Origin of the sequence: Pseudoflavonifractor sp. An85 (assembly GCF_002161235.1) — a bacterium.
GTDB lineage: Bacteria > Bacillota > Clostridia > Oscillospirales > Oscillospiraceae > Enterenecus.
On record NZ_NFHE01000034.1, the window covers coordinates 1 to 25035 of the forward strand.

The following is a 25035-nucleotide window of genomic DNA, read 5'->3' on the forward strand; positions in this document are numbered from 1 at the left end:
CAAACAGGATGGGGGAAAAGTGTAGCTGCTGTTTTGATGCTTTTTCCGTTTCCGCTTTCGTTTCCAAGCAAAAAACCTGCTCTGGCTTAATTGCCGGAGCAGGTTTTTCTACAGGCTGAGCCGCCCCACCAAAGGGGCGGCTACCTTTTTGAAATCCATTACACCATACCAGCGCGGTGTGCCTTCATAGCAATGGCACATTCCAAGCGCTTGCGTTGCATATCACAGCCAAAGCGGTTGGGGATCATCATATCCCCATTGACCTCCAGGTTGGAGGCAGAACAGCCGCCGCTGCAATAGAAGCGAGCCCAGCAGTCCTTACAATCGGGGCGAGTGTAGATGTTCAGGCCGGCAAACTTGCGAGAAATGTCCATATCAAAGGTGTCCTCGTAGACGTTGCCCATCTTGTACTCCTCCTTGCCCACAAACTGGTGGCAGGGGTAGATGTCTCCGTCGGGAGTAATGGCCACATATTCGCAGCCAGCGCCACAACCACGCATACGCTTGATGACACAGGGGCCCTGAGTCAAATCCACATTGAAGTGGAAGAAGTTGATGTCGTCCCGATCCAGCAGCTCTCGAGCCAGGTTCTCATACTCCTCCAGAATGCCAGGGAGATCTTCCTCTTTGAAGGTGTAGTCGTACTTGGCATCTCCCACCACAGGCTCCACAGACACATGACGGAAGCCCTGGTCTGCAATGTGGATGACATCCTTGGCAAAATCCCGGTTGTTGCGGGTGAAGGTGCCACGCAAGTAATAATCCTTGTCACCACGTCCATCCACCAGCTTCTGGAACTTAGGAAGGATCACATCATAGCTGCCCTTGCCGTTGACAGTGGGACGCATGTTGTCATTTACCTCGGGGCGTCCATCCAGAGAGAGCACTGCGTTGGACATGTTCTCGTTGATGTAGGCAATGTTCTCGTCATCCAGCAAAATGCCGTTGGTGGTGATGGTAAAGCGGAAGTTTTTGTTGTGCTCCTTCTCCAGAGAGCGAGCATATTCCACGGTGGCCTTGACGGTGTCCATGGCCATCAGAGGCTCGCCGCCAAAAAAGTCTACCTCGATGTTGCGGCGCTTGCCAGAGCGGGCGATGACGAAGTCAATGGCCTTTTTCGCCGTCTCCACGTTCATGGTCATGCGGTGACCGGTGCCAAAGTCACCGGTGGAGGCGAAGCAATACTTGCAGCGCAGGTTACAGTCGTGGGACACATGGAGGCACAGGGCCTTCACCGGAGCGTCCTTCTGCATGAGCACTGCTGCCTCAGGGTCAATGTAGCTGTCGTCGGTAAAGAGAAGCCCCTCCTGCTGCAGCTGGTAAAGATCCTCCCAGGCGCAATTCAGGGCCTCCCGGTCATATTGGGGCAGCTGAGCCGCCACCTCGTCGGGGCAATGCTCTGCCATGGGGCCATCCAGCAGCGAGAGCAGATCATAAGCCGTTTGATCCAGCACATGCACCGCACCGCTGTTGACATCCACAGCGATGTTGGCATCCAAACAGTGAAAAGTATGTACCATAGTTGTTCTCCTTCAAACACACAGAAAAAGGGTGGGACAAGGCCCACCCTTTCCGGTGTCAAATCAATGATTAGTGATTGTTCTCACACTTCTGGTTGGCAACCGTGCAGGAAGTCTTGCAAGCGGACTGGCAAGAAGTCTGGCACTCGCCGCAACCGCCGTGAGCAGCGCTCTGCTTCAGGGTAGCACCGTTGAGAGTCTTGACGTGAGTCATGGATATCCCTCCATTCAGCTTAGTTATTTGCATTGTACCACAACATTTAGCATATTTCAATATCCAGTTTTCTCGCACGGACATTGAGAGGCTCCTTGGCATAGTATGGGGTGGCACGTAATGCCAGGTTTTTCAAGGAGGAATCCCTTTTGAATATGAGTGAACCAACCAAACGTCCCTGCGCAGATGGGCAGGGCACCCTACCCTCTTGCGCGCCTCTGGCGGTACCCTATGTCCCCTTCCAGCAGTCTGGAAGCCAAACCTATTCCCAGCAGGATGCTCTGGCCAACGGAACCTTGTTCCCCGGCCTGAACCTTCCCTTCCAAATCAACACCGTGGCCGCCACTCCAGCCCAAACTGGTGTCTTGGAGTTGCAGGCCCTGAGTTTTGTACTCACCGAACTGGGCCTTTACCTGGACACCCATCCGGATGACAAAGAGGCCTTTGATCTATTCCGGGAGTATACCCGCTTGGCCCGAGAAGGGCGACGCCGCTACGAAGCCATGTACGGGCCGCTCACTCTGGCAGCTACCGCTGACCAGGATCAGTATACCTGGATCAACGATCCCTGGCCGTGGGAGTTTCGCCAGGAAGGAGGGCGCCGCTGATGTTTGTCTATGAGAAGAAGTTACAGTATCCCGTTCGCATCAAAAACACCAATCCCAAGCTGGCCGCACTCATCATCAGTCAATACGGCGGCCCCGACGGAGAACTGGGTGCGTCCCTGCGCTATCTCAGCCAGCGCTACTCCATGCCATGGCCGGAGCTGAAAGGTCTCCTCACCGATGTAGGTACAGAGGGGTCATTTTGACACCCCATATTTCTCCTCCAGCACGTCGTTGGTCCATTCCAGCACCTTCTGATACAGCGTCTGGCTTTCCAACCTCTGCGGGTTGCGGTCATAGTCATGTTCCAAACCATAGACCGGTAAAAAGAAGGATTTGGGCATGCTCACGTGCATGATCTGGGAAAACACATAAGGAACGTCTTGATCTGTAGTAGATGCCGTGAGAAAAGCCGGAGGAAGCTGGGCCAATGCCCCATGTGGAACACCCGCTCCCACTGAAGCTTGCAGCATGCGGGGCCAACTTCCCTGCTGTCTGGCGTACACATACAGAAGATACCGCTGCTCCACGCTGGCCTGACAGCACAACTGCGCCTGCTCCACCAGTGGGAGCAGTTCCGAGGTAATCTGAGGAAGGCTCTGATAATAGGAGCTGGGAGTTTGAAAGTCTGCGTGGTTCAAGTGGTGATAGCCGTAAAACAACCACAGAGCAGCAGGCTGCTCCACTTCCTTTCTCTGCAACTCATACGCAAGCGTAATAGCCAGAAACGCACCCGCTGACCGTCCAAACAGAACATAGGGGTATTCCGCATCCTCAAACCACTCACCCCGATGGGCCAAAACCCAAAGCAGACCTTGGTATGCGCTTTCCTGTATATCCGACAAAGGACTCTCCGGCGCCAGCAAATAGTTCATACACACCAGATGATATCCATCCTGGGTAATGGTCTGTACATACTCCTGGGGCAGGTCTCTCCCGCTTCCATAAATCAGCCCGCCACCATGGTAGTACACCACCACCCCCTTGGCCTTCGTAGCACAGGGGTGGACATCAACTGGGATGTTCACCCCCTTCCAGGGAAACTCATATGTCTTCATGATACACCTCAGGCTTTCAAAATATGGTGCGCCATCAACCCCAGTTGCAGCTCCAGCAGCTTCCGTGGGTTGCGCAAGTCGGTACCCAACATGGTCTTGATCTTTTCCAGGCGATAGATGTACGTGTTCCGATGGATGTACATATGCCGGGCTGCATCGGTAATGCTGCCGTTGTACTCAAAGTAAGCCTCCAGGGTTGGGACAAATTGCGTGCCATGTTCTCCATCGTGGGCCAATAGAGGCCCAATGCTGGATTGGCAGAAACGGCGCAAGGTATCCCGGTCCATATGTTCGCTGAGAAGCTGATAGACGGCATAATCATCGGTGATGATCACTCGGTCCTCCACCCCGGACGTCAGCGCCATGTGCACGCCGTTTTGGGTATCTCGGTAGCTGTCGTTGATCTGCCCCAAGTGGGTCACAGCCTTTCCCAAAACCGCCAAAACACCGTGATCGGACTCCGGCTCCTCCGCCAGCTCCACCATCCGCTCCAGAGCCGCGCGCAGACGCTCCACACCATCCGGCGTACGAGCATCCAGCTGCACCAACACGGCCAACTGCGCGCCTTGGGGCACCGTCACCACAGGAAGGCCATACTCTCTGGCCGCCTGGGTAACGGCAACAGACAAATGATCCATGCGCACCAGAAAATCCTCCTGGTTGACATCCTCCATGCGCTGATCTCGCAGAATAAGACAGCGGTAGGGGCAGTCAAAAGGAAGCCCATGGAGTTTGGCCAGGGATCGTGCTGCATTCACCGACCCAATATTTCCAGACAGCAAATCGGAAAGGAAGTCCTTGCGCACTCGCAGCTTGGTCTGCTCCACCTCTTTGGCACGAATGCGCTCCAGCGCTGCCACCACCGCCACCTGCTCCACCGCCACGAAGTCCAACTCCGTCATGGCGCGCACAGACTCCCACACGATGATGTACCCATAGATGTGCTCATGGGCGGCAATGGGGCGAATACGGCAGCGCACACTGGTTTCTCCACGCACCAAATAGCTGCGTGTCACCGCCTTTTTGTAGTGCCGGAGGCTGTTGGGCAGCGACTGTAAAAACTCTTCGGAAAAAGGAGGCTGCCGAACGGTGGTGTGTACATATTCCCGGAGAGGATATGGGTTATCCCCACGGTCCTGGTAACAGAGCAAATTCCAACTGCTGTCCGTGACCAGGACCGGATTTCCAATGAGCCGAACCAAAGTTTCGGTGAGGCTTTGCAGCCCTGCGGATATCAAGGCCGTCTGCATCACTTCCCGGTGGATGGCCAGTGTCTTTTCCAGACGGTGGCCCCCCTGGGTGGTCAAGTGCCGATTCACCACATCCATGGCTGTAGATAAAGAGTATCCAAAGGGCAGTTCAATGAGGGGAAAGTCCAGCTTTTGCGCCTGCTGGATCATGCTCTGTGGCAAGGCCTGAAAGTATCGCCCCGTCTTGATGCACAACCCCGCACAGTTGATGTTGGCCAAAGCAGAGACAATCTCCTCTTGTAGATGGGGGTGCTCTTGGAACAAATAGCCACTACTGAGAACCAACTCGCCCGGCATAAACCAGTCCAGGCTGTCTGGGTTGTCAATGATATTGGTGCGGGTAATCGTCCGGTCCAAGCCGTTGTGTCCTGCTATCAGTCCCACACCATCCAACTCTGAGTCGGACAGAAAATCCGCCACGGTAAACTCCATGTACGCCTCTCCCCTTCTATAATGACGATATATCTACATTACCTGATTTTATCCCAAATAGCAAGATGCGCATTGTGCATCAGACACAAAAAATCACCTCGCGCTTCGGAGCATCTTACATTGAAGCCAGCGGAGCGGGGATGGTATGCTGAGGATGAAAAGAATCCATTGCTGTGAGACAGGAGGGGTTTGCTTGACAACCAAACACGAAGTGCGGAAAAATCAATATTTTGACTCGGTGACCCTGATGGTAGCGTCCAGCGCCATGCGTCAAATGGACGGAGTCATCAATGCGGCCGTCATGATGGGTACCGACCACAACCGAGACCTCATGCGCAACGCAGGCCTCATTGGCCCAGACACCCCAACCTTCGGCGTCAACGACACCGTCATTGGCGTTCAAGCTGAGACCGACCAGGCCGCTCAGGATGCCATCGCCTATTTCGATACCTTCATCAACGGGAAGAAAGCCTCAGCTCAGGCTCAAACTCAGGTACGGGCCACTTCCCTGCCCACGGCCAAAAGTCAGTGTCCTCAAACCAACTTTGCGGTCATCTCCGTTCCTGGCCGTTATGCCCGCGCAGAGGCGGAAAAGGCTCTGGGTCTGGGTCTGCATGTGCTGCTGTTCAGTGATAACGTATCCCTGCAGGACGAGGTAGAACTCAAAGAAATGGCTTTGGAAAAGGGCCTTTTGATGATGGGGCCCGACTGCGGCACCACCATCATCAATGGCACCGCTCTGGGTTTTGCTAACGTGGTGCGCCGAGGCAACATCGGTCTGGTGGCCGCAGCAGGCACCGGTCTGCAAGAGGTCACCGTGCTCATTGACCAGCTGGGCGGCGGTGTCTCTCAGGCGCTGGGCACCGGCGGACGTGACCTGAAAGCAGAGGTAGGCGGCAAGATGATGTCCCTGTGTCTGGAAGCCCTGCGGAATGACCCTGAGACCCAGGTCATTGTCATTCTCTCCAAGCCCCCGGCAAAAGAGGTTATGGCCCGTATGTTGGAACAACTCTCCACCATGGACAAGCCTGTGATCGCCGCATTCCTGGGCGGCGACCCTTCTCTGGTGGAAGGTACTAATGTGGTTTGGGCGGGTGATTTGGAACAGGCCGCCAAGCTGGCCGTTCTGGCCGCGCAAGGACAGCCTACCACATTGCCGCCCCAAGACACTGCCCACACCGAGACCTATGTGACGCAGCTGTGCGCCACGCTTAAGCCTAAGCAAACCCACTTGCGTGGTCTGTACTCCGGCGGAACCTTGTGTTACGAGGCCATGCTCATTTTGCAAGAAGAGGGCATTGATGCCTGGTCCAACATCGCCCTGGATGCCCGTTGGAAACTGCCCGACGGCCAACCCAGCCGGGACAACACCTTATTGGATATGGGTGAGGACTTTTTCACCAACGGAATGCCCCATCCCATGATCGACTTCCGCCAGCGGGTAGAACGCATGGAGCGGGAGGCAGCAGACCCGGATGTGGCAGTGCTGCTGCTGGACTGTGTGGGTGGATACGGAACCCATGCAGACCCCGCCGGTGAATTGGCTCCCGCCATACGCCGCGCCAAAGAGATCGCCGCCCAAGATGGGCGGGACTTGGTGATTTTGGCCTCGGTAACTGCCACTGAAACCGATCCTCAGGTGCGCAGCCATCAGATTCAAATTCTGGAACAGGCCGGAGCTGTGGTCGCCTCCTGCAACGCCCAGGCCGCCCGATTGGCCGCCGGTATCATCCGCCGTCAGCGTCAGGAATGAAAGGAGTATCTCCATGAACATGCAACACATTCAGAAGCTCTTCGCCTCCCAACTGGCGGTGGCCAACGTGGGTGTCGATGTATTTTGCCAAGCTGTACAGGATCAAAAGGTCCCCGCCGTGCAAGTGGATTGGCGTCCCCCCGCAGGTGGCGATGTGGAGTTGGCCCAAATCTTGGCCAAATTGCAGACTTTGCCCGGAAACCCCATAGAGGAAGCAAACCGCGAAGGATTCTCCCGCATGGATGCCAGTGATCCGGAGTGGACCGGCATGGTCTATGCCCATGAGGTACTGCCCGACATGGACAAGTACACCATCGGCCACGCTGGACCGCCCCTGGCCTGGGAAGACATGTGCGGCCCCATGCAAGGCGCTGTACTGGGCGCCATTCGATATGAGGGGTTGGCCCAAACCGACGAGGAAGCCCTTCAGCTCATCCAGGAGGGGCGCATCCGCTTCCGCCCCAACCACAACGTCCAATGCGTAGGCCCCATGACAGGTATGATTACCTGGTCTATGCCCCTGTTCCGAGTGGTAAACAAAACCTTTGGTAACGTAGCCTACTGTACCATTAACGAAGGTCTGGGTAAGGTCATGCGTTTTGGCGCCAACGATGAAACCGTAATTGCCCGACTGAAATGGCTGGAGCAGACATTGGCTCCCGCCCTCAACCGTGCCGTTGAGCTCCACGGCCCCTTCAACCTGAAGGTGATTATGGCAAAGGCACTGTCCATGGGAGATGAGATGCACCAGAGAAATATTGCTGCCTCTTCTCTATTTGCCCGCACTCTCATGCCCTCTCTGGTGCGGGTCATCGACGATCCCCAGGTCCTGGGCGAAGTGACGGATTTCATCACCGGCAACGACCAGTTCTTCCTCAACCTGGCCATGGCCGCCTGCAAGAGCATTTGCGACACCGTGAAAAACATTCCCTATTGCACCCTAGTCACCGCCATGAGCCGCAACGGCACCAACTTCGGCATCAAAATTTCCGCCCTGGGTGACCAGTGGTTCCAAGCCCCCGTCCTCATGCCGGAAGGTCTGTTTTTCCCCGGCTACGGCCCTGAAGATGCAAACCCCGACATGGGCGACTCCGCCATCACCGAAACCTATGGCATCGGCGGGTTTACCATGGGTGCCTCCCCCGCCGTGGTGCGCTTTGTGGGGGCCGAATCGGTACAGGCCGCCATGGACTACACCAGTTCTATGTACCAAATCACCCAGGGAGCTAACCGCCAACTCACCATTCCCACCATGGATTTCCGAGGCGCTCCCATGGGCATTGATGTACGCAAGGTGGTGGACACCGGCATCACCCCAGTCATCAACACAGGCATGGCCCACAAGCAACCCGGTGTGGGGCAGGTGGGCGCAGGCATTGTCCGCGCTCCTATGGACTGCTTCACCCAGGCTTTGAAAGCCTTTGCCCAATCTCTCACTCTCACCTAAGAAAGGAAGGTTTTTATGGCTGAAACTCTGGTCATTGCCATTGGCGGAAACGCCATTTTGAAAGAAGGACAGCGAGGCACCGTAGAGGAGCAGTTTGAAAACGTCATGGCCTGCTGTGGCCCCATTGTAGACCTGTACAAAAAGGGATATCGCATCGTTCTAGTGCATGGAAACGGCCCTCAAGTGGGGAATATTCTTCTCCAAGTAGAAGCTGCCGCCCCCGACGTGGCCCCTCAGACCATTGATCTGTGTGGAGCCCAAACCCAGGGCCAGCTGGGCTATATGCTCCAGCGTGCGGTGCACAACACTTTCAAAGAAAAGCAGGTGCAGGGTAAAATCACCAGCGTGGTCACCCAGGTGATTGTTGACCAGAAGGATCCCGCCTTCCAAAATCCCACCAAGCCCATCGGCCCCTTCTACTCCCAAGAGCGGGCAAAACAGCTGCAGCAGGAAAACCCTGGCATGGTGCTCAAAGAGGATTCTGGACGGGGCTGGCGGCGTGTAGTAGCCTCCCCCACACCCCTTCGCATCATCGAGCGGGATTCCGTGCGATCCCTTTTGGATCAGTCCCACATTGTGGTTACCGGCGGAGGCGGTGGTATTCCTGTAGCCGTGGACGGAGATCGATATGTAGGCGTGGAAGCAGTGGTGGACAAGGATTTGGTGTCCGCCATCATCGCCCGTGATGTCCAGGCGGACAAACTGGTCATCCTCACTGGTGTGGATCAGGTGTATGTAGACTTTGGAAAGCCCACCCAACGCCCCATTTTGCGCATGTCTACCACGGAAGCCAGAGCTTACATGGACGAGGGGCAATTCCCCCCTGGAAGTATGAAGCCCAAGATCGAAGCCGCCTTGGGTTACCTGGCCAGTGGCGGAAAAGAAGTGGTCATTACCTCCATTGATAAACTGGAGGAAGCCATGGAGGGAACCAGCGGAACTGCCATCTACCAAGGGTAATCGTTCTCTTTCATTGTGCATGAATCACAATACACTGCATCCTTTTTCGTAATGCTGTACAGTGACTGTAAGGCGATCGCTGTATATAATTGACACATAGAACAAAACTCTGCCATGATCTCATTGCGAGATCACGGAAAGGAGATGCACCATGATACAACAAGCCAACACCGAAGCACTTGCTCGGTTGAGAAGCGCCTCTCCCCGGCTGATTGACATCCAGCCTGCCGGGGCCGTTTTGAAGGATTTTGACCGGCACACCCTTCTTCACGCAGGACCACCCATTGCATACAGCAACATGTGCGCCCCCATGAAGGAAGCGGTACACGCCGTACTGATGTATGAAAACTTGGCCGCCTCCCGGGAGGAAGCCGCCGCACTGGCCCAATCCGGCTCCATTCGCTTCCTCCCTTGCCACGAACGTGGTGTAGTCGGCCCCATGACCGGCGTCACTTCCTATTCCATGCCCCTGCTGGTGGTGAGAAACGAAACCCACGGAAATCTGGCTTTCAGCACCATCAACGAAGGCGCCGGAGACGTCATTCGCTTTGGTGCTTGCACCCCCAACACCATCCGTCGTCTGAAATGGATTGAGGAAGTGTTGGCTCCGGTTTTGCGGGATGCGGTTCACCTCTTAGGTGGGCTGGACCTCAGCGCCATCATGTCCCAGGCACTGTCCATGGGAGACGAGCTGCATATGCGAAACATTGCAGCATCCATGGTGCTGCTCCACCGTCTAGCTGCCCCCTTGGCCCAGGTCTGTCCCCCAGAGCACCTCAATGATGTGATGAAATTCCTCACCACCCGAAACGATCAGTTCTTCTTGAACTTCGCCATGGCCGCCAACAAGAGCGCCGCCGATGCCGCGTCAGGTGTGGAGTACTCCACCCTGGTCACCACCATCGCCCGCAACGGTGTAGAGGTGGGCATTCGAGTCAGCGGTATGCCCGGTCGCTGGTTTACCGCTCCTGCTCCCCTGGTGGAAGGTTTGTACTTCTCCGGATACAGCCAGGAAGATGCCAACCCCGACTTGGGAGACTCCGCCATCATGGAAGTAGGCGGATTTGGCGGTTTCGCCATGGCCGCCTCCCCCGCCATTGTGCGGTTGATCGGTATTCCCGACACCGACGAGGCCCAAGCGTTTACCCAACTCATGCGCAACATCACCATGGGTGAACACCCCTCTTACACCATTCCCAACCAGAACTTTGCCGGACTCCCTCTGGGCATCGATCTGATGAAGGTAGTGGAAACGGGAATCGAACCCGGGCTGAACACCGCCATTGTCAGCAAAGAACCCGGCGTGGGCATGATTGGAGCAGGCCTCTCCCGTGTCCCCTTTGAGGCTTTTGCCAAAGCCATCATCGCCTTTGACTCCATGATTCAGGAGCGTCTGTCATGAGCGCCCTGGGACACTGGCTACTGGCTGTGTCCCCCATCTTGTTGCTCTTCATCACCATCGGTGTGTTCCGTCTGCCCACGCCGAAAGCAGCTCTGGCAGGCGCCGTAGCTGCTGTACTGGTAGGCTGGTGGGTACAGGGAGCTGGTCCCGGAATGCTGGCATGGGAAGTAGGAAAGGGAGCGTGGAATTCCATCTCCATTCTGCTGGCCATATGGCCCGCTGTATTTCTTTACGAAATGCTGGTCCAGGCCAAAGCCTTTCCGGTACTGCGTACCGTGGCGCTGCAGTTGACCCAAGATGCATTGATGTCCATCCTCCTGTTCGGATGGCTGTTCTCCAGCTTTTTGCAAGGGATCTCCGGCTTTGGTGTTCCGGTGGCGGTATGTGCCCCCATTTTGATCTCCTTGGGTGTCAAGCCCTTATCCGCTGTGATGATGACACTGATGGGACACGCCTGGGCCAATACCTTTGGTACCTTGGGACTTGCATGGAATGTGCTCACCCAGCAGGACACACCGCCGTATACCGTGCTTCTCACCGGCCTTTTGCTGTGGGGATGCAATCTGGCAGGAGGCGCCGCCATCTGTTGGAGTTATGGTAAGGGAAAAGCTCTGTGGCACATGGGCCCCATGGTGTTGCTCATTTCCGCCATACAAGGTGGAGGACAGTTGTTGTGTGCCCGATTTAACCCCACTGTGGCCGCATTCCTCCCCACCACGTTGGCTCTACTCCTTGCCGTTGTAGTCATGAAGTTGGGTTGGTATACCAAGCCTTGGAGCCTTCCCTCTCCAGTGGTGAACGGAACGGCAGAGGTCAGTTCGGAGCCTGGGACATGCTCCCCTGGTTTGGCAGTCGCTCCCTTTGGCATTCTGGCGGTGGTCTCGGTACTGGTCTTTTTGGTGCCTCCCATTCACGGGCTACTGAGCCGGTTTTCCATTCATCTGGCCACACCCTATACTCAGACTTCCCTGGGATATGTCAACCAAGCCCAAAGCGCTTATGGTACCCTCACCCCGCTATCTCACGCAGGCGGCGTACTGGTCATCACGGTGCTTCTCTCTTGGTGGCTGCTCTCTCAAAAACGCATGCTCCACGCGCAGGACTTCCCCCAGGTTTTGCGGGCAACAGGGAAGAAAATGGTGCCGGTATCCCTGGGCATCCTCTTTCTTCTCATCTGTGCCCAAGTGCTGCGGGGAACAGGAGCTATGGAAGTAGTAGCAGAAGGTGTCACCTCCGTCTTTGGCCCTCTCTACGGATTGGCTGCCCCTTTTGTGGGCATCCTGGGTGCCTTTGTCACCTCTTCCAACACCTCCTCCAACATTCTGTTGGGCGAGTTTCAGCGCTCGGCGGCATCGTTTCTCTCGCTTCCGCCGGGGATTCTCCTCTCGGCACAGACGGTGGGCGGAGCCATTGGAACCGTCTTGGGCCCCTCCACCATTTTGCTTGGCACCACCACTGCTGGTTGTGCTGGAGAAGAGGGCAACGTTTTAAGAAAACTCCTTCCCTTTGCCTTGGTGCTGGTTACCATCACAGGAGGAATTATCTACGGCTTAACTCAATGGCTCTGAGAGGAGGTGGCTCATGCACATTACCAAAGTAGGCACTCCAATGTTGCCCTCTGATTGGACCGGCGAGATACATAGCGTCTTTCACAACAGCTGCAACATTCGGCTCTCCGGTGGACCGCTGGTTTGCCTTCACCGGTTTGACTTCGGTATCCTGCCCCACTCCCTCTATGTACCGGAGTTAAATACGCAACCCTTCCAGCCTGGACAGCCGGTGCAAGCCACATCGGCAGGGCTCATGGTAGATGGTACTCTCACCTTTCCGTGGGCTCAACATATGGAAGTGGTTGATACGCAAGTTACGCCAGGAACACTTCCCCATACCTGGAGCGACGAATGGCAGACATTTGAACAATTACAGCAAACACAAAAAAACACCCCAGATATGATGGGCCAGGTTTACGCGTCGTTGACCCACCATCTTGGTCAACTGCTCCCAGCCTTATTTGCTGGTGGCCAAGAAGCGGTGACCCAACATTGCTATGCCTGCGTAGGGTTGGGGCAAGGTCTGACCCCATCGGGAGATGACATGCTTTTGGGCGTTTTAGCCGCTCTTCATCGCTACGCCCCTGCATACATTCCTCTGCTCAGCCAAACCATTTTCCCCCTGCTCCATCGTACCAACGAGATCAGCGCCAGCTACTTGGATCTGGCCATGAAGGGATATGTGGCCACGCCGGTGCTGGACGTGCTCTATCATCTGGGACAGAACTGGGAAGCTCCCAAGCAGATTCTCCTCTCCGTGGGGCATTCCTCCGGTTCGGATATTTTGTATGGAATCTTGACTGCGGTCAAGGAATTGTGGGACAAAGAGAAAGGACGGAAGTAGTCATGAAAAAAAGCTTCAGACAGAAACTTCGCAACATGGGACCTGCCGCCATCATCACCAGCGCCTTCATCGGCCCTGGTACCATTACCACATGTACGGTGGCTGGCGTAAACTTTGGCTATGCACTGCTGTGGGCCGTGGTATTCTCCGGCATTGCACTGGTCATCTTGATGGAAATGTCCGCCCGTACCACACTGGCCACCGGCATGAACCTGGTGGATTCCTCTGTGGCCGTAGCCCCTAACAACGTGGTTTGGAAATGGGTGGTCCGCGCGGTCTTCTTCCTGACCGTTTTGGCCGTGTGTTTTGCCTTCCAAGCTGGCAATGAGATCGGTGCCGCCAACGGTTTGGCAGACATTTTCTCCATTCCCATCCCCATCGCCGCTTTGATCATCGGCCTATTTGCCCTGGGTACCACCTGGCTGGGCTCCTATAAGACCCTGGAGGTCATCATGCAGGTGTTCGTCAGCCTCATGGGCATCCTCTTCCTCATCACTGCTCTGGTCATCCGTCCCGATTGGGGCGCCGTCATCAAGGGCATCATCCCCAGCCTGCCCGAGGGCAGCACCGTCAGCGCTCTGGCTCTCATCGGCACCACCATGGTGGGCATTAACCTGATCGTGCACTCCATCTCCTGCCAGGAGAAGTATCACTCCATTGACGAGATGGACGACGCCAAATTCGACATCGGCTTTAACATTCTCATTGGCGTGGTCATCACCCTGTCCATGCTCATCACCAGCGCCGCTGCCTTGTACAACACCGGCACCCAGGTCACTAGCCCCCTGGTCTTCACCCAGTCTCTGGAGCCTGTTTTGGGCAGCTGGGCCCGCATCATCGGTGACATTGGCCTTACCGCCGCCGGTCTTTCCTCTGCTGTGGCCGTGTCCTACACCATGCGGTCCATTTACAGCCGTCTGTTCAAGTGGGAAGGCGGTAGCATGAGTATGCCTGCCAAGATCCTGGGCACCGTGGTCATTGCCTTCGGCACCGCATTTGCCATGTTCAGCAAGACCCCCACCCAGATCATCGTTGTAGCTCAAGCCGTCAGCGGCTTCTCTCTGCCCTTCATCGCCATCGCTTTGATGATTGTGGCCAACAGCAAAAAGCTCATGGGCGAGCTTCGCAATAAAGTGCTGTCCAACGTGGTTGGCATTGTCGCTGTGGCTGTCACCCTGTTCTTGGGTCTGCGCAACGTATACAATGTTCTCATTCAGCTGTTCTAATCACCACCAACAGGGGGCATGCCACTCGGTGGCATGCCCCCTCCCCCCAACTAGGAAACGGAGGTAACTATGCTCAAAGCAAATCAAATCGCTCTGGATCGTCTGATGTCTGCAGATCCCGTTCTGGTGGATGTGAAGCCTGCCCACGAGGTTTTGGAAGGGTTGACCCCTACCACCTTTCTCCATGCCGGCCCTCCCATCGCCTTTGAAGATATGTGTCCTCCCATGCAGGGCGCCGTATACTGCGCTTTGCTCAACGAGGGCTTGGCTAAAAACATTGACGAAGCCAAGAGGATGGCCACAGACGGTACTATTACCTATAAGCCTTGCCACGAGTTCGGCGCTGTGGGCCCCATGACCGGCTTGACCACTTGGTCCATGCCGTTGTGGGTGGTGGAAGACCGCAACACAGGACGACGCAGCTATGCCAACATCAGTGAGGGTAGCGGCGTGGGTCTCCGGTTTGGCGAGTACTCCCAACGCACCCTGGATCGGCTGAAGTGGATGCGAGAAGTGGCTGGGCCGGTATTCTCCAAGATGATCCACGAGGTTGGCGGCATCGACTTGGCCCCCATGATGGCCCAGGGACTGGCCATGGGGGATGAGCTCCACATGCGAAATCATGCTGGCACCGCCCTATTTATCAAAAACTACGGCTATCTTCTGGCACGGCTGGCTGGAGATGAGGCAGAAAATGTTCTGAAATTCATCGGTGTTGGCAACGATCAATTCTTCCTGAACTTGGCTATGGCCGCCAACAAGCTGGCGGCAGACTTGGCCGACGGCGTACCCGGGTCCACCCTGGTCACCGCCATTGCCCGAAATGGTGTCAACTTTGGTATTCGCATCAGCGGTCTGCCCGGTCGTTGGTTCACCGCCCCTTCTCCCATGGTACAGGGCCTATACTTCCCTGGCTTCACGGAGGAAGATGCCAACCCGGACTTGGGTGACTCCGCCATCATGGAGGTGGGTGGCTTCGGCGGCTGCGCCATGATTACCGCCCCTGCCATCGTGAAGTTCTTGGGCGCCCCTAGCGTGGATGTGGCTCGGGAAACCACCGAAGCCATGTATTCCATCACATTGGGAGAACACCCCCGCTACCAGATCCCCACGTTGAATTTCCGGGGCACGCCCTGCGGCATTGACGTAATGAAAGTGGTGGAAAGCGGCGTAACCCCCATTCTCAACACCGCCATCGCCTCCAATCGTGCAGGCGTCGGCATGGTGGGCGCGGGTATGTCTACCCTTCCCATCGAGCCTTTTAAAGATGCTTTGCTGGCCCTGGCGGAAGAATTGGGCATTTGATTGACAGGAGGAAATAGATCATGATTCTCAAAAATGTAGTTCAGAAAAACAGCTACTATGATTCTGCTACCTTGATGCTTCTCTCTAGTAAGGTGGGTCAGCATATCGGCTCCACCAAGCAGGTGGCCGTGATGATGGGCAGCGATATGAACAAAGATATCATGCGCGCCTCCGGCCTTTTGGCCGCCGAGGGCGAGGCCGCCAACCCCAATGATCTGATTTTTGCCATTCAGGCCGAGACGGAAGCAATCATCGAAGAAGCTCTGGCCATGGCTCAGGAGATTCTCAACAGCCGTAGTGCCAAGATGGAGCAGCAGGACACCCAGGTGGTGAAGACTGTGGCAGATGCCGCCGCTCGCCTGTCTGATCCAAAATTGGCGGTGGTCTCCCTGCCCGGCAAATACGCCGTGCGGGAAGTCAAGAAGCTGCTGCGGGAAAACTGCCACGTGCTTTTGTTCAGCGATAACATCTCCTGCGAGGATGAGAACACCCTCAAGGATATGGCTCTGGAGCGAGACCTGCTGATGATGGGTCCTGACTGCGGAACCGCTGTCATCAACGGCGTGGGTCTGGGCTTTGCCAACAAGCTGCGTCGGGGCAACATCGGACTGGCTGCCGCATCCGGTACCGGTCTGCAAGAGGTCATGACCCTCATCAGCAATTTTGGTGGCGGTATCTCCCAGGCTCTGGGCACCGGTGGACGAGACCTGAAAGAGGTCATCGGTGGTAAAATGATGGGGCATTGCATCAAGCTCCTGCAAGACGATCCCGAAACCGATGTTATGGTGGTCATTTCCAAGCCCCCTGCCCCCTCGGTGATGGAGCGCATGCTGCATCAGCTCCAGCAGAGCCAAAAGCCCACCGTGGTGTGCTTCCTGGGTGGGGACGAGAACATGGATGCCAACGGCCTTTACATGGTACATACCTTGGAAGAAGCCGCCTGCAAGGCGCTGGAACTGGCCAAGGTGGGGCGGCCCGACGATCTGCGCCAAGGTCACGATCCACTCCCTGCCATGGCCCAAACTCTCCGCGAAAAACTGGATGCCCAGCAAACCAACATTCGTGGTCTATACTGCGGCGGCACCTTGGCTTACGAGTCCATGCTGCTGATGAAGCAGGCTCTGGGCGATGTGTATTCCAATATCGCTCTGGACGCTCGGCTGGCTTTGGACGGCACCGCTCCTTCTCAGGGCCATACGGTTCTGGACCTGGGTGACGACGCCTTCACGGTAGGAAAGCCCCATCCCATGATTGAGCCCTCTCTGCGTGGAGAACGCCTGTTGCAAGAGGCTCTGGACCCCTCCACCGCTGTGATTCTGTTCGACGTGGAGATTGGATATGGCTCCCACGAAAATCCCGCCCACGTGGCGGCAGAGGAAGTGGCCCAGGCCAAGGCCATTCTGGCCGAACAGGGCCGTCAAGTGATATTCATTGCCTCCATCTGCGGCACATATGAGGACATGCAGGACTATGCCACGCAGAAGGGTTTGTTGGAGGAGCAAGGGGTTGTCGTGTTGGAATCCAACGCTCAGGCGGCCCAGCTGGCCATTCTCACCGTGTCGAAATAAGGAGGAAGTATCGTGGAACAGAAATTATTTGGCAACAGCTTGTCTGTCATCAACCTGGGACTTCCCAGCTTTTTCGATGATCTGAAACGTCAGGGCGCTTCTTGTGTCCATGTGGACTGGACTCCCCCCGCTGGCGGCGACGTCCGTTTGATTGAAATTCTGGACCGGCTGGAGGAGCTGGGCTAACGCTTTGGCCGGGGGTGGAGCGCACGCTTCCACCTCCGGCTGCATCATCAAAAAATTTCTTTGTGAAAAAGCAAATTTCCTCTTGCATTCTCAGCATCTCTGTGCTAATATATCAAAGGTCGATCGACCAAGAAAACTAAATATCCGGGTGTGGCGAAGTTTGGTATCGCGCTTGACTGGGGGTCAAGAGGCCGCAGGTTCAAGTCCTGTCACTCGGACCAGAAAATACCGTCGACAAATTGTCGACGGTATTTTTTCTTTGTAGCACTGGTTGAACCTGCGGCCTCTTGGTGCTGTCAGGCCTATCAAATTTTGTGGCCCTCAGAACATCAGTTCTGAGGGCCACGTTCGTTACATGTAGTCGTTGGTGACATTCCCATCCCCTGATACAGGGATCGCATCTCCCAGGTAAGTGGGCTCAGGCTTGAATATGGCTGTGAAAAAGTCCTTGACCTGCGCCAACACTTCTCTCACATCTCTGCCCCACTGTCCCGCGTAATTCTGGCCATCCGCTGCCACGCCATAGGCATCCAGTCCCAACGCTTGTGCAATGTATATCGCTCGATACAAATGGTACTCCTGGGATACAATCACAATTTTCTTGGCTTGAAACACTTCTTTGGCCCGGTACATGCTCTCATACGTGGAAAAGCCGGCATGATCCATAAAGATATCCGAAGACGGCACACCTGCATCCATGGCGTACTGCTTCATCGTTCCCACTTCATCATAATCTGGTTGTCCGTGATCTCCACTCATGAGTAATTTTGGGGCTATTTCTTGCTCATAGAGCTGGATGCTACGTTCCAAGCGATCTTTGAGCATAAGACTGGGTGTGCCATCCGACTTGACCCCACACCCCAACACTAGGACGCAATCCACGTCATCCAGCTCAGTAGCTTCTTCCACGGTCAGGATCCGTTCACTCCCCACAGCGGTAACCCGCATATGAATGGCAAACACCGACACAATCCCCAACACCAGGCATATCACCAACGCACATGCCACGTATTTTAAGATGTGACACAGTAGCTTCACTGTGACATCTCTCCTTTCATTTGTAGTAGATTCAGTGTAGCCTATTTCCAGTTCCGTGTCTACATATAAATTATGAACAAAACACCGGAGAACAGGAAAACCTGTTCTCCGGTGTTTAAAATCTGTACTTTTGTTCCAATTCCAGCAAAAACTGTTTGGTGTCTATCCCTCCGGCGTATCCACCCAGAGAGCCGTCGGCTCCAATCACCCGATGGCACGGGACCAAGATCATGAGTGGGTTCCGATGGTTGGCCATCCCCACCGCTCGGCAGGCTTGGGGATTGCCCAAAGCCTGCGCAACATCTCGGTAACTCCGGGTCTCCCCGTAGGGAATCCGACATAGCTGTGCCCACACCTGATTTTGAAACGGCGTTCCTCTCAGTGCGTATGGCACATCAAACTGCTGCCGCTTCCCCTGAAAATACTCGTCCAGTTGCTGGGCCAGAGCATCCGTAAGCCGGGTAGGTCTGTCCAATTCACCGAGAATCGTCGGAACCTTTTGAATTGAAACAATGAAATCCTCTTCCTGGCCGATTGCAAAGGTTCCGCAGGGGAACGTGTAAAAAGCCGACATTACCCCATCAGGAATGGGAGCAATGGTGGTGCTCTCCGCAACCATGCTCTCCACAGGTGTGCTCATGATCGTGGTGGTGCTCTCCATGGTGACTGCACTGCACATTGGGATTATACTCCAGCTTGTTATCCAACAAAGCCTCTACTGCCTGATCTGCCTGACCAGACACCCCGCCATACACACGGATATTAGCCGCTGCCAAAGCATTTTGAGCGCCACCGCCAATGCCACCGCAGATGACTGCATCCACATGCAACGCCGTGAGAACTCCGGCCAAGGCCCCGTGTCCGCTGCCGTTGGTGTCCACCACAGTGCTGTTTGTCACTCTTCCCTGCTCCACATCGTACACCTTGAAGTTCTTGGTGTGCCCAAAGCGCTGAAAAATTTCCCCGTTGTCATAGGTCACTGCAATTCTCATAACCGTATCTCCTTTTGGTTTTTGATAGCGTTGGTGGTAGTCTCGCTTGAAACAACCGGCTTGGGGACATCCCGAGGGCGCTCCGTCGCACAGCTGCACATCACCACCCTCTATGCGCAAAGGCAATCCCTCCACCAGAACGTCTGCTAGCTTCTTTCTTGCGCTGCCATAAATCTTTTGCACCGTGGTGCGGGCAATCTGCATGGAATGACTGCACTGCTCCTGGCTCATCCCCTCGCGGTCAATGAGGCGAATGGTTTCATATTCATCTACGGTCAGAATCACCGGCAGCTTTTCTTCCCCTGCCATAGTGGGGAAAAACTCCAGGGTATGTGGGTAGTGGCACACACGTCTGCACTTGGTTGGTCTGGGCATAGACATCCCCTCCGCCTCTGGTTTCTTTTATCATAAAACCATTTATGTCATATGTCAATAACATCATCGACATATGACATAAATCAATTCTATCTACTTCCTTCGCAAGGTTCGGAGAAATTCCTTTTGGTCCGGGGAAATTCGGTAGCTCTCCATAGCCTTTTGAATGGTTTTGTTGTGAATCCAAGGAGACAGCCGATGCTCCAGTAAGTATGGCAACGCCGCCTCCGGCTGCTTGACCAAAGCCTCTGCAAAGTACCACGCCACCATCATCTTTACGTAGTATTCCTCCCAGTTCACCTGGGCAGCCCAATCGAGATAACAAGGCTGAAAGCAGTCATCCAGATAAAACCGCAACAAAACACCCAATCCAAACCGTACTGTGTATGGATGCTCCGCCTGAAGCCATTGATATACTTGTTGCGGAAGGGCTTCGGGGTGCTTGCGGAACGCCTTGGGAGCCAACAAGTCACAGGTGGCCCAGTTGTCCACATGGGGCAAGAAACGCTCCAACTCCTGGACAGTATGGGAATAATCCATATCTTCGCACAAAAGCAATCCGTGCAAATTATTTTCCTCATAGTATGTGTGAGGCAGCTGGGAGAGAAATGCCTGGCTTTCTGACGTGTTACGCAGTTGCTTGGCCAGACGGCGCAGATCTGGCATACGTACCCCAATCACCACGTTCGGGTCAACGGTGGGCATCAGTTTACATTGAAAGGCCTGATAGGTCATATCTTGCAAGTCAAAGAGCTGCTGTACAATGGAAGAGGCCATGAATCTCTCTCCTTTTCCTTGAAATACCATCATTATAAAGTGAGTTTCCATAGCTGGCAAGAGTTTAGGCCTCCTCCGAAAACATAAAAACATGGGGCAACCCACGGATGGTCAGCTCCACATGCCGGTCCGGATAGACCACAATCTCCTGGATGAGCATGCGACACAGCGCATCGCTGGATAGCCTTCCTTGAAGCAGGGCATCCAACACCTGTTTCATCTCCTGTCCACGATTTCCCCACGGCTGCACGTCTTCCACTCGGTCATAGTCCAGCTGATCCTGTTGTCTCTGATATCGCTCTTTCATGCACTGCATATCTTGGACAGTAATATCACCGGAAAAGTAGGCATCCATCACCGCCTCTTTTTTTCGCTGCAGGCTCTGCCACATCTCCTGATGTCGTTTGCCTTTCCCCTCTTCCACTTCTTGAATCATAGCCAACAGCGCCTCTCCGATTTCATTCCAATCTATGTTCAAAGCCCCTAGAGCCTGATGGAGCATATGTCTCGCGTCATCGTCTCGGAGAAGACGCCCAACCTCGCACGTTCCGCCTCGCACCACCGTAGAGCAGCTCCACCGCAGCATAGTGGTCCCGTTGGAACATCGTTTCTGCCGCGCCACAAAGTTTGCCCCACATAGTCCGCATTTGATTTTACCAGACAGCGCATGCTGCACCGATGCACCTCCAGCCGATTTCCGCTGCCTCCCCCTCCGCTCTCGCTGGACCATGTCCCACAGAGGCCGGGATATAATCGGTGTATGGTGCTGCGACAACATCACAGTGGGTTCCTCTCCGCGGTTGACCTTCTTCCGATGGGTCAGATAGTCGGGGGTATAGCTTTTCTTTTGCACCAAGTCTCCCATATACTTTTCATTTTTCAGGATTTTCAGAATGTAGCCAGGTGTCCACTTACTCTTTCCCGCGGGCGTTAAAATCCCTTCTCCAGTCAAGATGCGGGCAATTTGGCCGCTTCCCAGCCCTTCCACTCCATACATGTGAAAAATCCGCTGTACCAACTTGGCTCCCTCTGGATTGACCGTCATAATTCCGTCCTTCACGTCATACCCCAGCATCGAATGGCCAAACACCACCCCCCGCTCCATTTGACGGGTCTGTCCCCATTTTACCCGGGCGGATGTTTTGCGGCTCTCCTCCTGAGCCATAGAGGCCATAATGGACAGGCGCAGCTCTGCATCCGGCTCCTGGGTGTTGATGCCGTCTGTGAGAAAAACCACAAACACCCCCATGGCTTTCAGCCTTCGGGTATAGGCGATGGTGTCCAGCAAATTACGGGAAAATCGGCTGACCTCCTTGGTCAAAATAATTTGGAACCTACCATGCTCTGCATCCTGAATCATGCGGAGAAACTGTGGGCGCTTCAGGGCGCTGGTACCGGTGATCCCCTGGTCTGCATATACGGCATGCAGCTTCCACTGTGGGTGCTGAGCTATGTACTGGGTGAAATACCGCTGCTGTGCAGCAAAGGAGTTGGCCTGATCCTCTTTATCGGTGGATACCCGGCAATAACTGGCCACCGAGATCATAGCTCCCCCACCCGCTCCAAAACTGCTGCACATACGTCTTCACTCAAAAGTCCCTGCTCCTTCCACGTCAACAGAAGCCCTCTTTGAAATGCGTGGATGAACTCACGACAGACTTCATCCGGAGCATCGTCCTTTCGCTGCACATGGTGCAATCGGAGAAATTTCGCACGCATAGCCCTCCCCCTTCCTACCCATTGTGTATGCAGGAAAGGCTTGTTCCTTGCAAAAAGATAGGCACTCCCTTGACAACCACTTACTTCAAGTGTAGTATATTATTATCTACTACATATGAAGTTGGTGATTTTTGTGAAGCGTCTGCCGGATAGCGAGTTGGAAGTCATGAAAGCCCTGTGGGCATCCGGCCCCGATACCACCCGTGCGCAACTGGAACAGTCGTTAGAGCCTTTGGGTCTGGCCTCAAACACCATCAACACCTATTTGACCCGGCTACAAGAAAAGGGCTTTGTTTCGGCAAAACGAGACGGAAAATTAAACCGATACACCCCTCTGGTCAGCCAGGAGGACTATCGCGCCTTTGATAGCCGTTCCATTCTTTCCAAGCTGTATGACGGATCGCCTTCCAAATTTGTGGCCGCTCTGGCTAAGGGCGGCATGGCAAAAGAGGATGTGGATCAACTCCGCTCCCTGCTGGACGAACTCAGTGGAGGAAATCATGGATGAGTTTTTGCTGGGGCTGTTCACCTTGTCCCTGGGTGGCAGCGTCCTGGTTTTGGCCATCATGGGCCTGTCTCGGTTGACTCGGTCCCGTTATGCTGCCCGATGGAGATGTGTGGTGTGGCTACTATTGTGTCTGCGTTTGGCTGTGCCCCTGGTTTTCACCTTTCCACATACTACACCCGTTCAAATCCCTGCCCCAGCATTGGACCGTCCAGTGGCTGCCACCGCTCCTCCCAGTAGCCAGCCGCTTCCCACCCTTCCAGAAGAAGCCCAGGATCAAACGCAATCTCTGTCCATCGCTCAAGTGCTCTGTGTGGTGTGGGCCGTGGGCGTGGGCGGCGTGTTTCTGTGGAGTGTGGGGTCTCACCTTCGGCTTCGGCGCTACCTGAAACGGTGGTCCATCCCCGTGTCCGACCAGGTTATTTGTAATCGGTATCATGCTCAGGCCCAACGATGTAACGCCAACCGTGTCCCACCTTTGGTGCATTGTCCAGGGCTTCAAGTTCCCATGCTGGCGGGGGTGGTTCATCCGGTGCTGATGCTCCCAGAGCATGTGGAGGCCAACCAGATGCTGGACTACGCCTTGCTTCACGAGCTCATCCATTACCGACGCAAAGACATCTGCCTCAAGGTCGTGGCCATCTGGGCCGCTGCCATCCATTGGTTTAACCCTCTGGTGTGGTTGATGGTCCGTCAGGTAGAGCAGGACATGGAGCTGGCCTGTGATGAGGCCGCTTTGACCGTCCTCCCACCCCAAGAGCACCGCGCCTATGGAGAGACCATCCTCCGCGCCGCAGCGCAAAAGGCCTCCCATTAATCGTCTCTGTCAGGGGGAATCAAACATGAAGAAAAAGAGATGGATTCTGGCCTTAACCCTGGTGGCTGTGGCGGTCACGGCCACGGTTCTGACCCTGCAGTACTATGGAATCTTACCCAAACCCACGTATACCGCCCAAAAGTTTGGCATCCAAGTGATACTCAGCCCCCAAGATTTCAATCAAAACGGTGTGGATGATTACACGGACTTTTTACAGGGCTCCAAGCAAGACGCCCAAAACCATCCCACATACGATGGGCAGTATGTACCCGGAGGCTATCCGCCTTCCAACATCGGCGTGTGTACCGATGTGATCTGGCGAGCCTTTCGCCAAGCCGGATACTCCCTCCGGGACATGGTAGACCAGGATGTGCAGGCATATCCCCAGCGGTACCCCGAAATTCAGTACCGGGATGCCAACATCGACTTTCGCCGGGTTAAAAATCTGTGGGCTTTCTTCCAAGCCTATGGGCAGGAACTGACCACAGACATTCACGACATTTCCCAATGGCAACCGGGAGACATCGTGATTTTTGACCAGGGCAAACACATTGGCATGGTCTCCGACCTGCGCAACCGCCACGGTCAGCCCTACATTCTCCACAACGCTGGGCAATTCCGACGGGAAGAGGACTATTTGGGGCGGACACAGGTGGAGGCTCACTATCGGTTTGATGCTTCCCAGGTTCCAGAGTATGTCCTGGTAGCTTGGTCCGAACCATAAAAAGGAGGTAATTGTAACATGCGCCCCACCACTCCGCCTCGTTCCCCCTTTTCTGCCCCCTTTTCTCAGTCTGCCAAAGAAACTGGGCTTCGTATTCGCAATATATTTCAATGGAGACGGAAGCGTCCCCCGCCGCTAGCCTTAGCTGCTATCTGTCTGGCCGTGGTGAGCAGCGGGTCTCTGGTTTCTTGCCAGAAAGGCAATCACCAGATAGCCACGTCCTCTGTGCAGCCCACCGCTACAGTGTCCCCTACCGCTTCCCCTGCTCCATCCCAGACGCTGATTCAGAGTCCGATTCCTGATCTTAGCGCTTTTTTCAACATGAGTCCAGGCAACGGCGCACGCTTCAAAGGTAGTGTTTCCAGCAACCCTCAGGAGTTGGACATGGATTACTCCATTTTAAACGGCACCTTCGCCCACACATTGGAGCTCAGCGCTGGAAATATGTTGCATCTGGAGTTGAGCGTAGATACAGGCACCTTGGGTGTTGTCATCCAGTTGGAAGGTGAAGGCCCCATCTACCAAAATGATAACTTAGAGACCTCCCAATTTGACCTGCAGATCTCGCAATCCGGCTCCTATCAAGTCACCGTCACGGCTACCGAGACCGAAGGAAGCCTCCTGATCCGAGCATAACCATAAAGAAAGCTGAACTGCTCCCCGTCAAGAGGACAGTGAAAAAATATAAAGTTTTCCCGGCCAGTAGCCTATGTGCTGCTGGCCGCTTTTTATGCAGCGAGATACAGCTCGTGCTTCTCCATCGGCGTC

Annotated in this window: 24 protein-coding genes, 1 tRNA gene and 1 pseudogene; 17 read left to right on the forward strand and 9 right to left on the reverse strand. The window is 55.0% G+C overall.

Annotated elements, in window-relative coordinates; all coding sequences use genetic code 11:
- Positions 1-158: 158 nt before the first annotated feature.
- Positions 159-1520 (reverse strand): thioether cross-link-forming SCIFF peptide maturase, encoded by a 1362-nt coding sequence (gene scfB, locus B5G37_RS12220; RefSeq protein ID WP_087258009.1) that lies wholly within the window; start codon positions 1518-1520, stop codon positions 159-161.
- Positions 1521-1590: 70 nt separating this feature from the next.
- A complete protein-coding gene (scfA, locus tag B5G37_RS12225) occupies positions 1591-1734 on the reverse strand; it encodes a six-cysteine ranthipeptide SCIFF (RefSeq protein ID WP_087229878.1) in 144 nt (47 codons plus the stop codon).
- 155 nt (positions 1735-1889) lie between these two features.
- Between scfA and B5G37_RS12230 the strand changes: the two genes are divergently transcribed.
- Together B5G37_RS12230 and B5G37_RS12235 are read left to right on the forward strand one after the other, a co-directional pair.
- Positions 1890-2342 carry a spore coat protein CotJB gene (locus B5G37_RS12230; RefSeq protein WP_087258067.1) on the forward strand — a complete coding sequence of 151 codons (453 nt, stop codon included), beginning with the start codon at positions 1890-1892 and terminating at the stop codon, positions 2340-2342.
- Positions 2342-2533 (forward strand): annotated as a pseudogene (locus tag B5G37_RS12235) (manganese catalase family protein); the annotation flags it as partial. The gene B5G37_RS12230 and the pseudogene B5G37_RS12235, both read left to right, overlap by 1 nt.
- A gap of 3 nt (positions 2534-2536) precedes the next feature.
- Here B5G37_RS12235 and B5G37_RS12240 read toward each other — a convergent pair.
- Together B5G37_RS12240 and B5G37_RS12245 are read right to left on the reverse strand one after the other, a co-directional pair.
- Positions 2537-3397: an alpha/beta hydrolase gene (locus B5G37_RS12240; RefSeq protein WP_087258014.1), complete on the reverse strand. Its 861-nt coding sequence runs from the start codon at positions 3395-3397 to the stop codon at positions 2537-2539.
- Between the two features lie 8 nt (positions 3398-3405).
- Entirely contained in the window at positions 3406-5079 is a 1674-nt protein-coding gene (locus B5G37_RS12245) for a PucR family transcriptional regulator (protein WP_087258018.1), read from the reverse strand.
- A 193-nt stretch (positions 5080-5272) separates the two neighbouring features.
- Between B5G37_RS12245 and fdrA (B5G37_RS12250) the strand changes: the two genes are divergently transcribed.
- The 11 genes from fdrA (B5G37_RS12250) (at position 5273) to B5G37_RS12300 (ending at position 17541) form a co-directional block, all read left to right on the forward strand.
- Positions 5273-6832, forward strand: a complete 1560-nt coding sequence (fdrA, locus tag B5G37_RS12250) for an acyl-CoA synthetase FdrA (RefSeq protein WP_158099419.1) — start codon at positions 5273-5275, stop codon at positions 6830-6832.
- A gap of 13 nt (positions 6833-6845) precedes the next feature.
- The gene (locus B5G37_RS12255) at positions 6846-8279 is read left to right on the forward strand and encodes a DUF1116 domain-containing protein (RefSeq protein ID WP_242962883.1); all 1434 of its coding nucleotides are present in this window, start codon (positions 6846-6848) and stop codon (positions 8277-8279) included.
- A 15-nt stretch (positions 8280-8294) separates the two neighbouring features.
- On the forward strand, positions 8295-9239 hold the full coding sequence (arcC, locus tag B5G37_RS12260) for a carbamate kinase (RefSeq protein WP_087258024.1): 945 nt from the start codon (positions 8295-8297) through the stop codon (positions 9237-9239).
- Between the two features lie 151 nt (positions 9240-9390).
- Complete coding sequence (locus tag B5G37_RS12265; RefSeq protein WP_087258027.1) at positions 9391-10641, forward strand: DUF1116 domain-containing protein; 1251 nt, start codon at positions 9391-9393, stop codon at positions 10639-10641.
- Positions 10638-12209: an L-lactate permease gene (locus tag B5G37_RS12270; RefSeq protein WP_087258030.1), complete on the forward strand. Its 1572-nt coding sequence runs from the start codon at positions 10638-10640 to the stop codon at positions 12207-12209. Before B5G37_RS12265 ends, B5G37_RS12270 begins: the two co-directional genes overlap by 4 nt.
- A gap of 13 nt (positions 12210-12222) precedes the next feature.
- Positions 12223-13035 (forward strand): DUF2877 domain-containing protein, encoded by an 813-nt coding sequence (locus B5G37_RS12275; protein WP_087258033.1) that lies wholly within the window; start codon positions 12223-12225, stop codon positions 13033-13035.
- A gap of 2 nt (positions 13036-13037) precedes the next feature.
- The gene (locus B5G37_RS12280; protein WP_087258036.1) at positions 13038-14261 is read left to right on the forward strand and encodes an Nramp family divalent metal transporter; all 1224 of its coding nucleotides are present in this window, start codon (positions 13038-13040) and stop codon (positions 14259-14261) included.
- Between the two features lie 69 nt (positions 14262-14330).
- On the forward strand, positions 14331-15566 hold the full coding sequence (locus tag B5G37_RS12285) for a DUF1116 domain-containing protein (RefSeq protein WP_087258040.1): 1236 nt from the start codon (positions 14331-14333) through the stop codon (positions 15564-15566).
- Between the two features lie 20 nt (positions 15567-15586).
- A complete protein-coding gene (fdrA, locus tag B5G37_RS12290) occupies positions 15587-17134 on the forward strand; it encodes an acyl-CoA synthetase FdrA (RefSeq protein ID WP_087258043.1) in 1548 nt (515 codons plus the stop codon).
- A gap of 12 nt (positions 17135-17146) precedes the next feature.
- Positions 17147-17320 (forward strand): fdrA domain protein, encoded by a 174-nt coding sequence (locus B5G37_RS12295; RefSeq protein WP_087258046.1) that lies wholly within the window; start codon positions 17147-17149, stop codon positions 17318-17320.
- A gap of 144 nt (positions 17321-17464) precedes the next feature.
- Positions 17465-17541 (forward strand) — tRNA-Pro (locus tag B5G37_RS12300).
- Between the two features lie 130 nt (positions 17542-17671).
- Here the strand turns inward: B5G37_RS12300 and B5G37_RS12305 are convergent.
- The 5 genes from B5G37_RS12305 to B5G37_RS12325 all read right to left on the reverse strand — a co-directional run bounded on the left by B5G37_RS12305 (position 17672) and on the right by B5G37_RS12325 (position 22048).
- Complete coding sequence (locus B5G37_RS12305; RefSeq protein WP_343229714.1) at positions 17672-18358, reverse strand: ElyC/SanA/YdcF family protein; 687 nt, start codon at positions 18356-18358, stop codon at positions 17672-17674.
- 115 nt (positions 18359-18473) lie between these two features.
- On the reverse strand, positions 18474-18998 hold the full coding sequence (locus B5G37_RS12310; RefSeq protein ID WP_242962884.1) for a methylated-DNA--[protein]-cysteine S-methyltransferase: 525 nt from the start codon (positions 18996-18998) through the stop codon (positions 18474-18476).
- Positions 18940-19725: a DUF134 domain-containing protein gene (locus B5G37_RS12315; RefSeq protein ID WP_087258048.1), complete on the reverse strand. Its 786-nt coding sequence runs from the start codon at positions 19723-19725 to the stop codon at positions 18940-18942. Before B5G37_RS12315 ends, B5G37_RS12310 begins: the two co-directional genes overlap by 59 nt.
- Positions 19726-19818: 93 nt before the next feature.
- Positions 19819-20502: a DNA alkylation repair protein gene (locus B5G37_RS12320; protein ID WP_087258051.1), complete on the reverse strand. Its 684-nt coding sequence runs from the start codon at positions 20500-20502 to the stop codon at positions 19819-19821.
- A gap of 64 nt (positions 20503-20566) precedes the next feature.
- Positions 20567-22048, reverse strand: a complete 1482-nt coding sequence (locus B5G37_RS12325; protein ID WP_242962885.1) for a recombinase family protein — start codon at positions 22046-22048, stop codon at positions 20567-20569.
- 306 nt (positions 22049-22354) lie between these two features.
- Between B5G37_RS12325 and B5G37_RS12330 the strand changes: the two genes are divergently transcribed.
- The 4 genes from B5G37_RS12330 to B5G37_RS12345 all read left to right on the forward strand — a co-directional run bounded on the left by B5G37_RS12330 (position 22355) and on the right by B5G37_RS12345 (position 24903).
- Positions 22355-22729 (forward strand): BlaI/MecI/CopY family transcriptional regulator, encoded by a 375-nt coding sequence (locus B5G37_RS12330; protein ID WP_087258080.1) that lies wholly within the window; start codon positions 22355-22357, stop codon positions 22727-22729.
- Positions 22722-23543: a M56 family metallopeptidase gene (locus tag B5G37_RS12335; RefSeq protein ID WP_158099420.1), complete on the forward strand. Its 822-nt coding sequence runs from the start codon at positions 22722-22724 to the stop codon at positions 23541-23543. Before B5G37_RS12330 ends, B5G37_RS12335 begins: the two co-directional genes overlap by 8 nt.
- Before the next feature lie 25 nt (positions 23544-23568).
- Positions 23569-24267, forward strand: a complete 699-nt coding sequence (locus B5G37_RS12340) for a DUF1287 domain-containing protein (RefSeq protein ID WP_087258061.1) — start codon at positions 23569-23571, stop codon at positions 24265-24267.
- Between the two features lie 384 nt (positions 24268-24651).
- Entirely contained in the window at positions 24652-24903 is a 252-nt protein-coding gene (locus B5G37_RS12345; RefSeq protein WP_087258064.1) for a hypothetical protein, read from the forward strand.
- Positions 24904-25035: the final 132 nt, after the last annotated feature.

Coding starts and splice junctions, on each gene's coding strand:
- scfB (WP_087258009.1), bottom strand. CDS start 1,520: ATGGTACATACTTTTCACTGTTTGGATGCCAACATCGCTGTGGATGTC.
- scfA (WP_087229878.1), bottom strand. CDS start 1,734: ATGACTCACGTCAAGACTCTCAACGGTGCTACCCTGAAGCAGAGCGCT.
- B5G37_RS12230 (WP_087258067.1), top strand. CDS start 1,890: ATGAGTGAACCAACCAAACGTCCCTGCGCAGATGGGCAGGGCACCCTA.
- B5G37_RS12240 (WP_087258014.1), bottom strand. CDS start 3,397: ATGAAGACATATGAGTTTCCCTGGAAGGGGGTGAACATCCCAGTTGAT.
- B5G37_RS12245 (WP_087258018.1), bottom strand. CDS start 5,079: ATGGAGTTTACCGTGGCGGATTTTCTGTCCGACTCAGAGTTGGATGGT.
- B5G37_RS12255 (WP_242962883.1), top strand. CDS start 6,846: ATGAACATGCAACACATTCAGAAGCTCTTCGCCTCCCAACTGGCGGTG.
- arcC (WP_087258024.1), top strand. CDS start 8,295: ATGGCTGAAACTCTGGTCATTGCCATTGGCGGAAACGCCATTTTGAAA.
- B5G37_RS12265 (WP_087258027.1), top strand. CDS start 9,391: ATGATACAACAAGCCAACACCGAAGCACTTGCTCGGTTGAGAAGCGCC.
- B5G37_RS12270 (WP_087258030.1), top strand. CDS start 10,638: ATGAGCGCCCTGGGACACTGGCTACTGGCTGTGTCCCCCATCTTGTTG.
- B5G37_RS12275 (WP_087258033.1), top strand. CDS start 12,223: ATGCACATTACCAAAGTAGGCACTCCAATGTTGCCCTCTGATTGGACC.
- B5G37_RS12280 (WP_087258036.1), top strand. CDS start 13,038: ATGAAAAAAAGCTTCAGACAGAAACTTCGCAACATGGGACCTGCCGCC.
- B5G37_RS12285 (WP_087258040.1), top strand. CDS start 14,331: ATGCTCAAAGCAAATCAAATCGCTCTGGATCGTCTGATGTCTGCAGAT.
- fdrA (WP_087258043.1), top strand. CDS start 15,587: ATGATTCTCAAAAATGTAGTTCAGAAAAACAGCTACTATGATTCTGCT.
- B5G37_RS12310 (WP_242962884.1), bottom strand. CDS start 18,998: ATGAGCACACCTGTGGAGAGCATGGTTGCGGAGAGCACCACCATTGCT.
- B5G37_RS12315 (WP_087258048.1), bottom strand. CDS start 19,725: ATGCCCAGACCAACCAAGTGCAGACGTGTGTGCCACTACCCACATACC.
- B5G37_RS12320 (WP_087258051.1), bottom strand. CDS start 20,502: ATGGCCTCTTCCATTGTACAGCAGCTCTTTGACTTGCAAGATATGACC.
- B5G37_RS12325 (WP_242962885.1), bottom strand. CDS start 22,048: ATGATCTCGGTGGCCAGTTATTGCCGGGTATCCACCGATAAAGAGGAT.
- B5G37_RS12335 (WP_158099420.1), top strand. CDS start 22,722: ATGGATGAGTTTTTGCTGGGGCTGTTCACCTTGTCCCTGGGTGGCAGC.
- B5G37_RS12340 (WP_087258061.1), top strand. CDS start 23,569: ATGAAGAAAAAGAGATGGATTCTGGCCTTAACCCTGGTGGCTGTGGCG.
- B5G37_RS12345 (WP_087258064.1), top strand. CDS start 24,652: ATGGATTACTCCATTTTAAACGGCACCTTCGCCCACACATTGGAGCTC.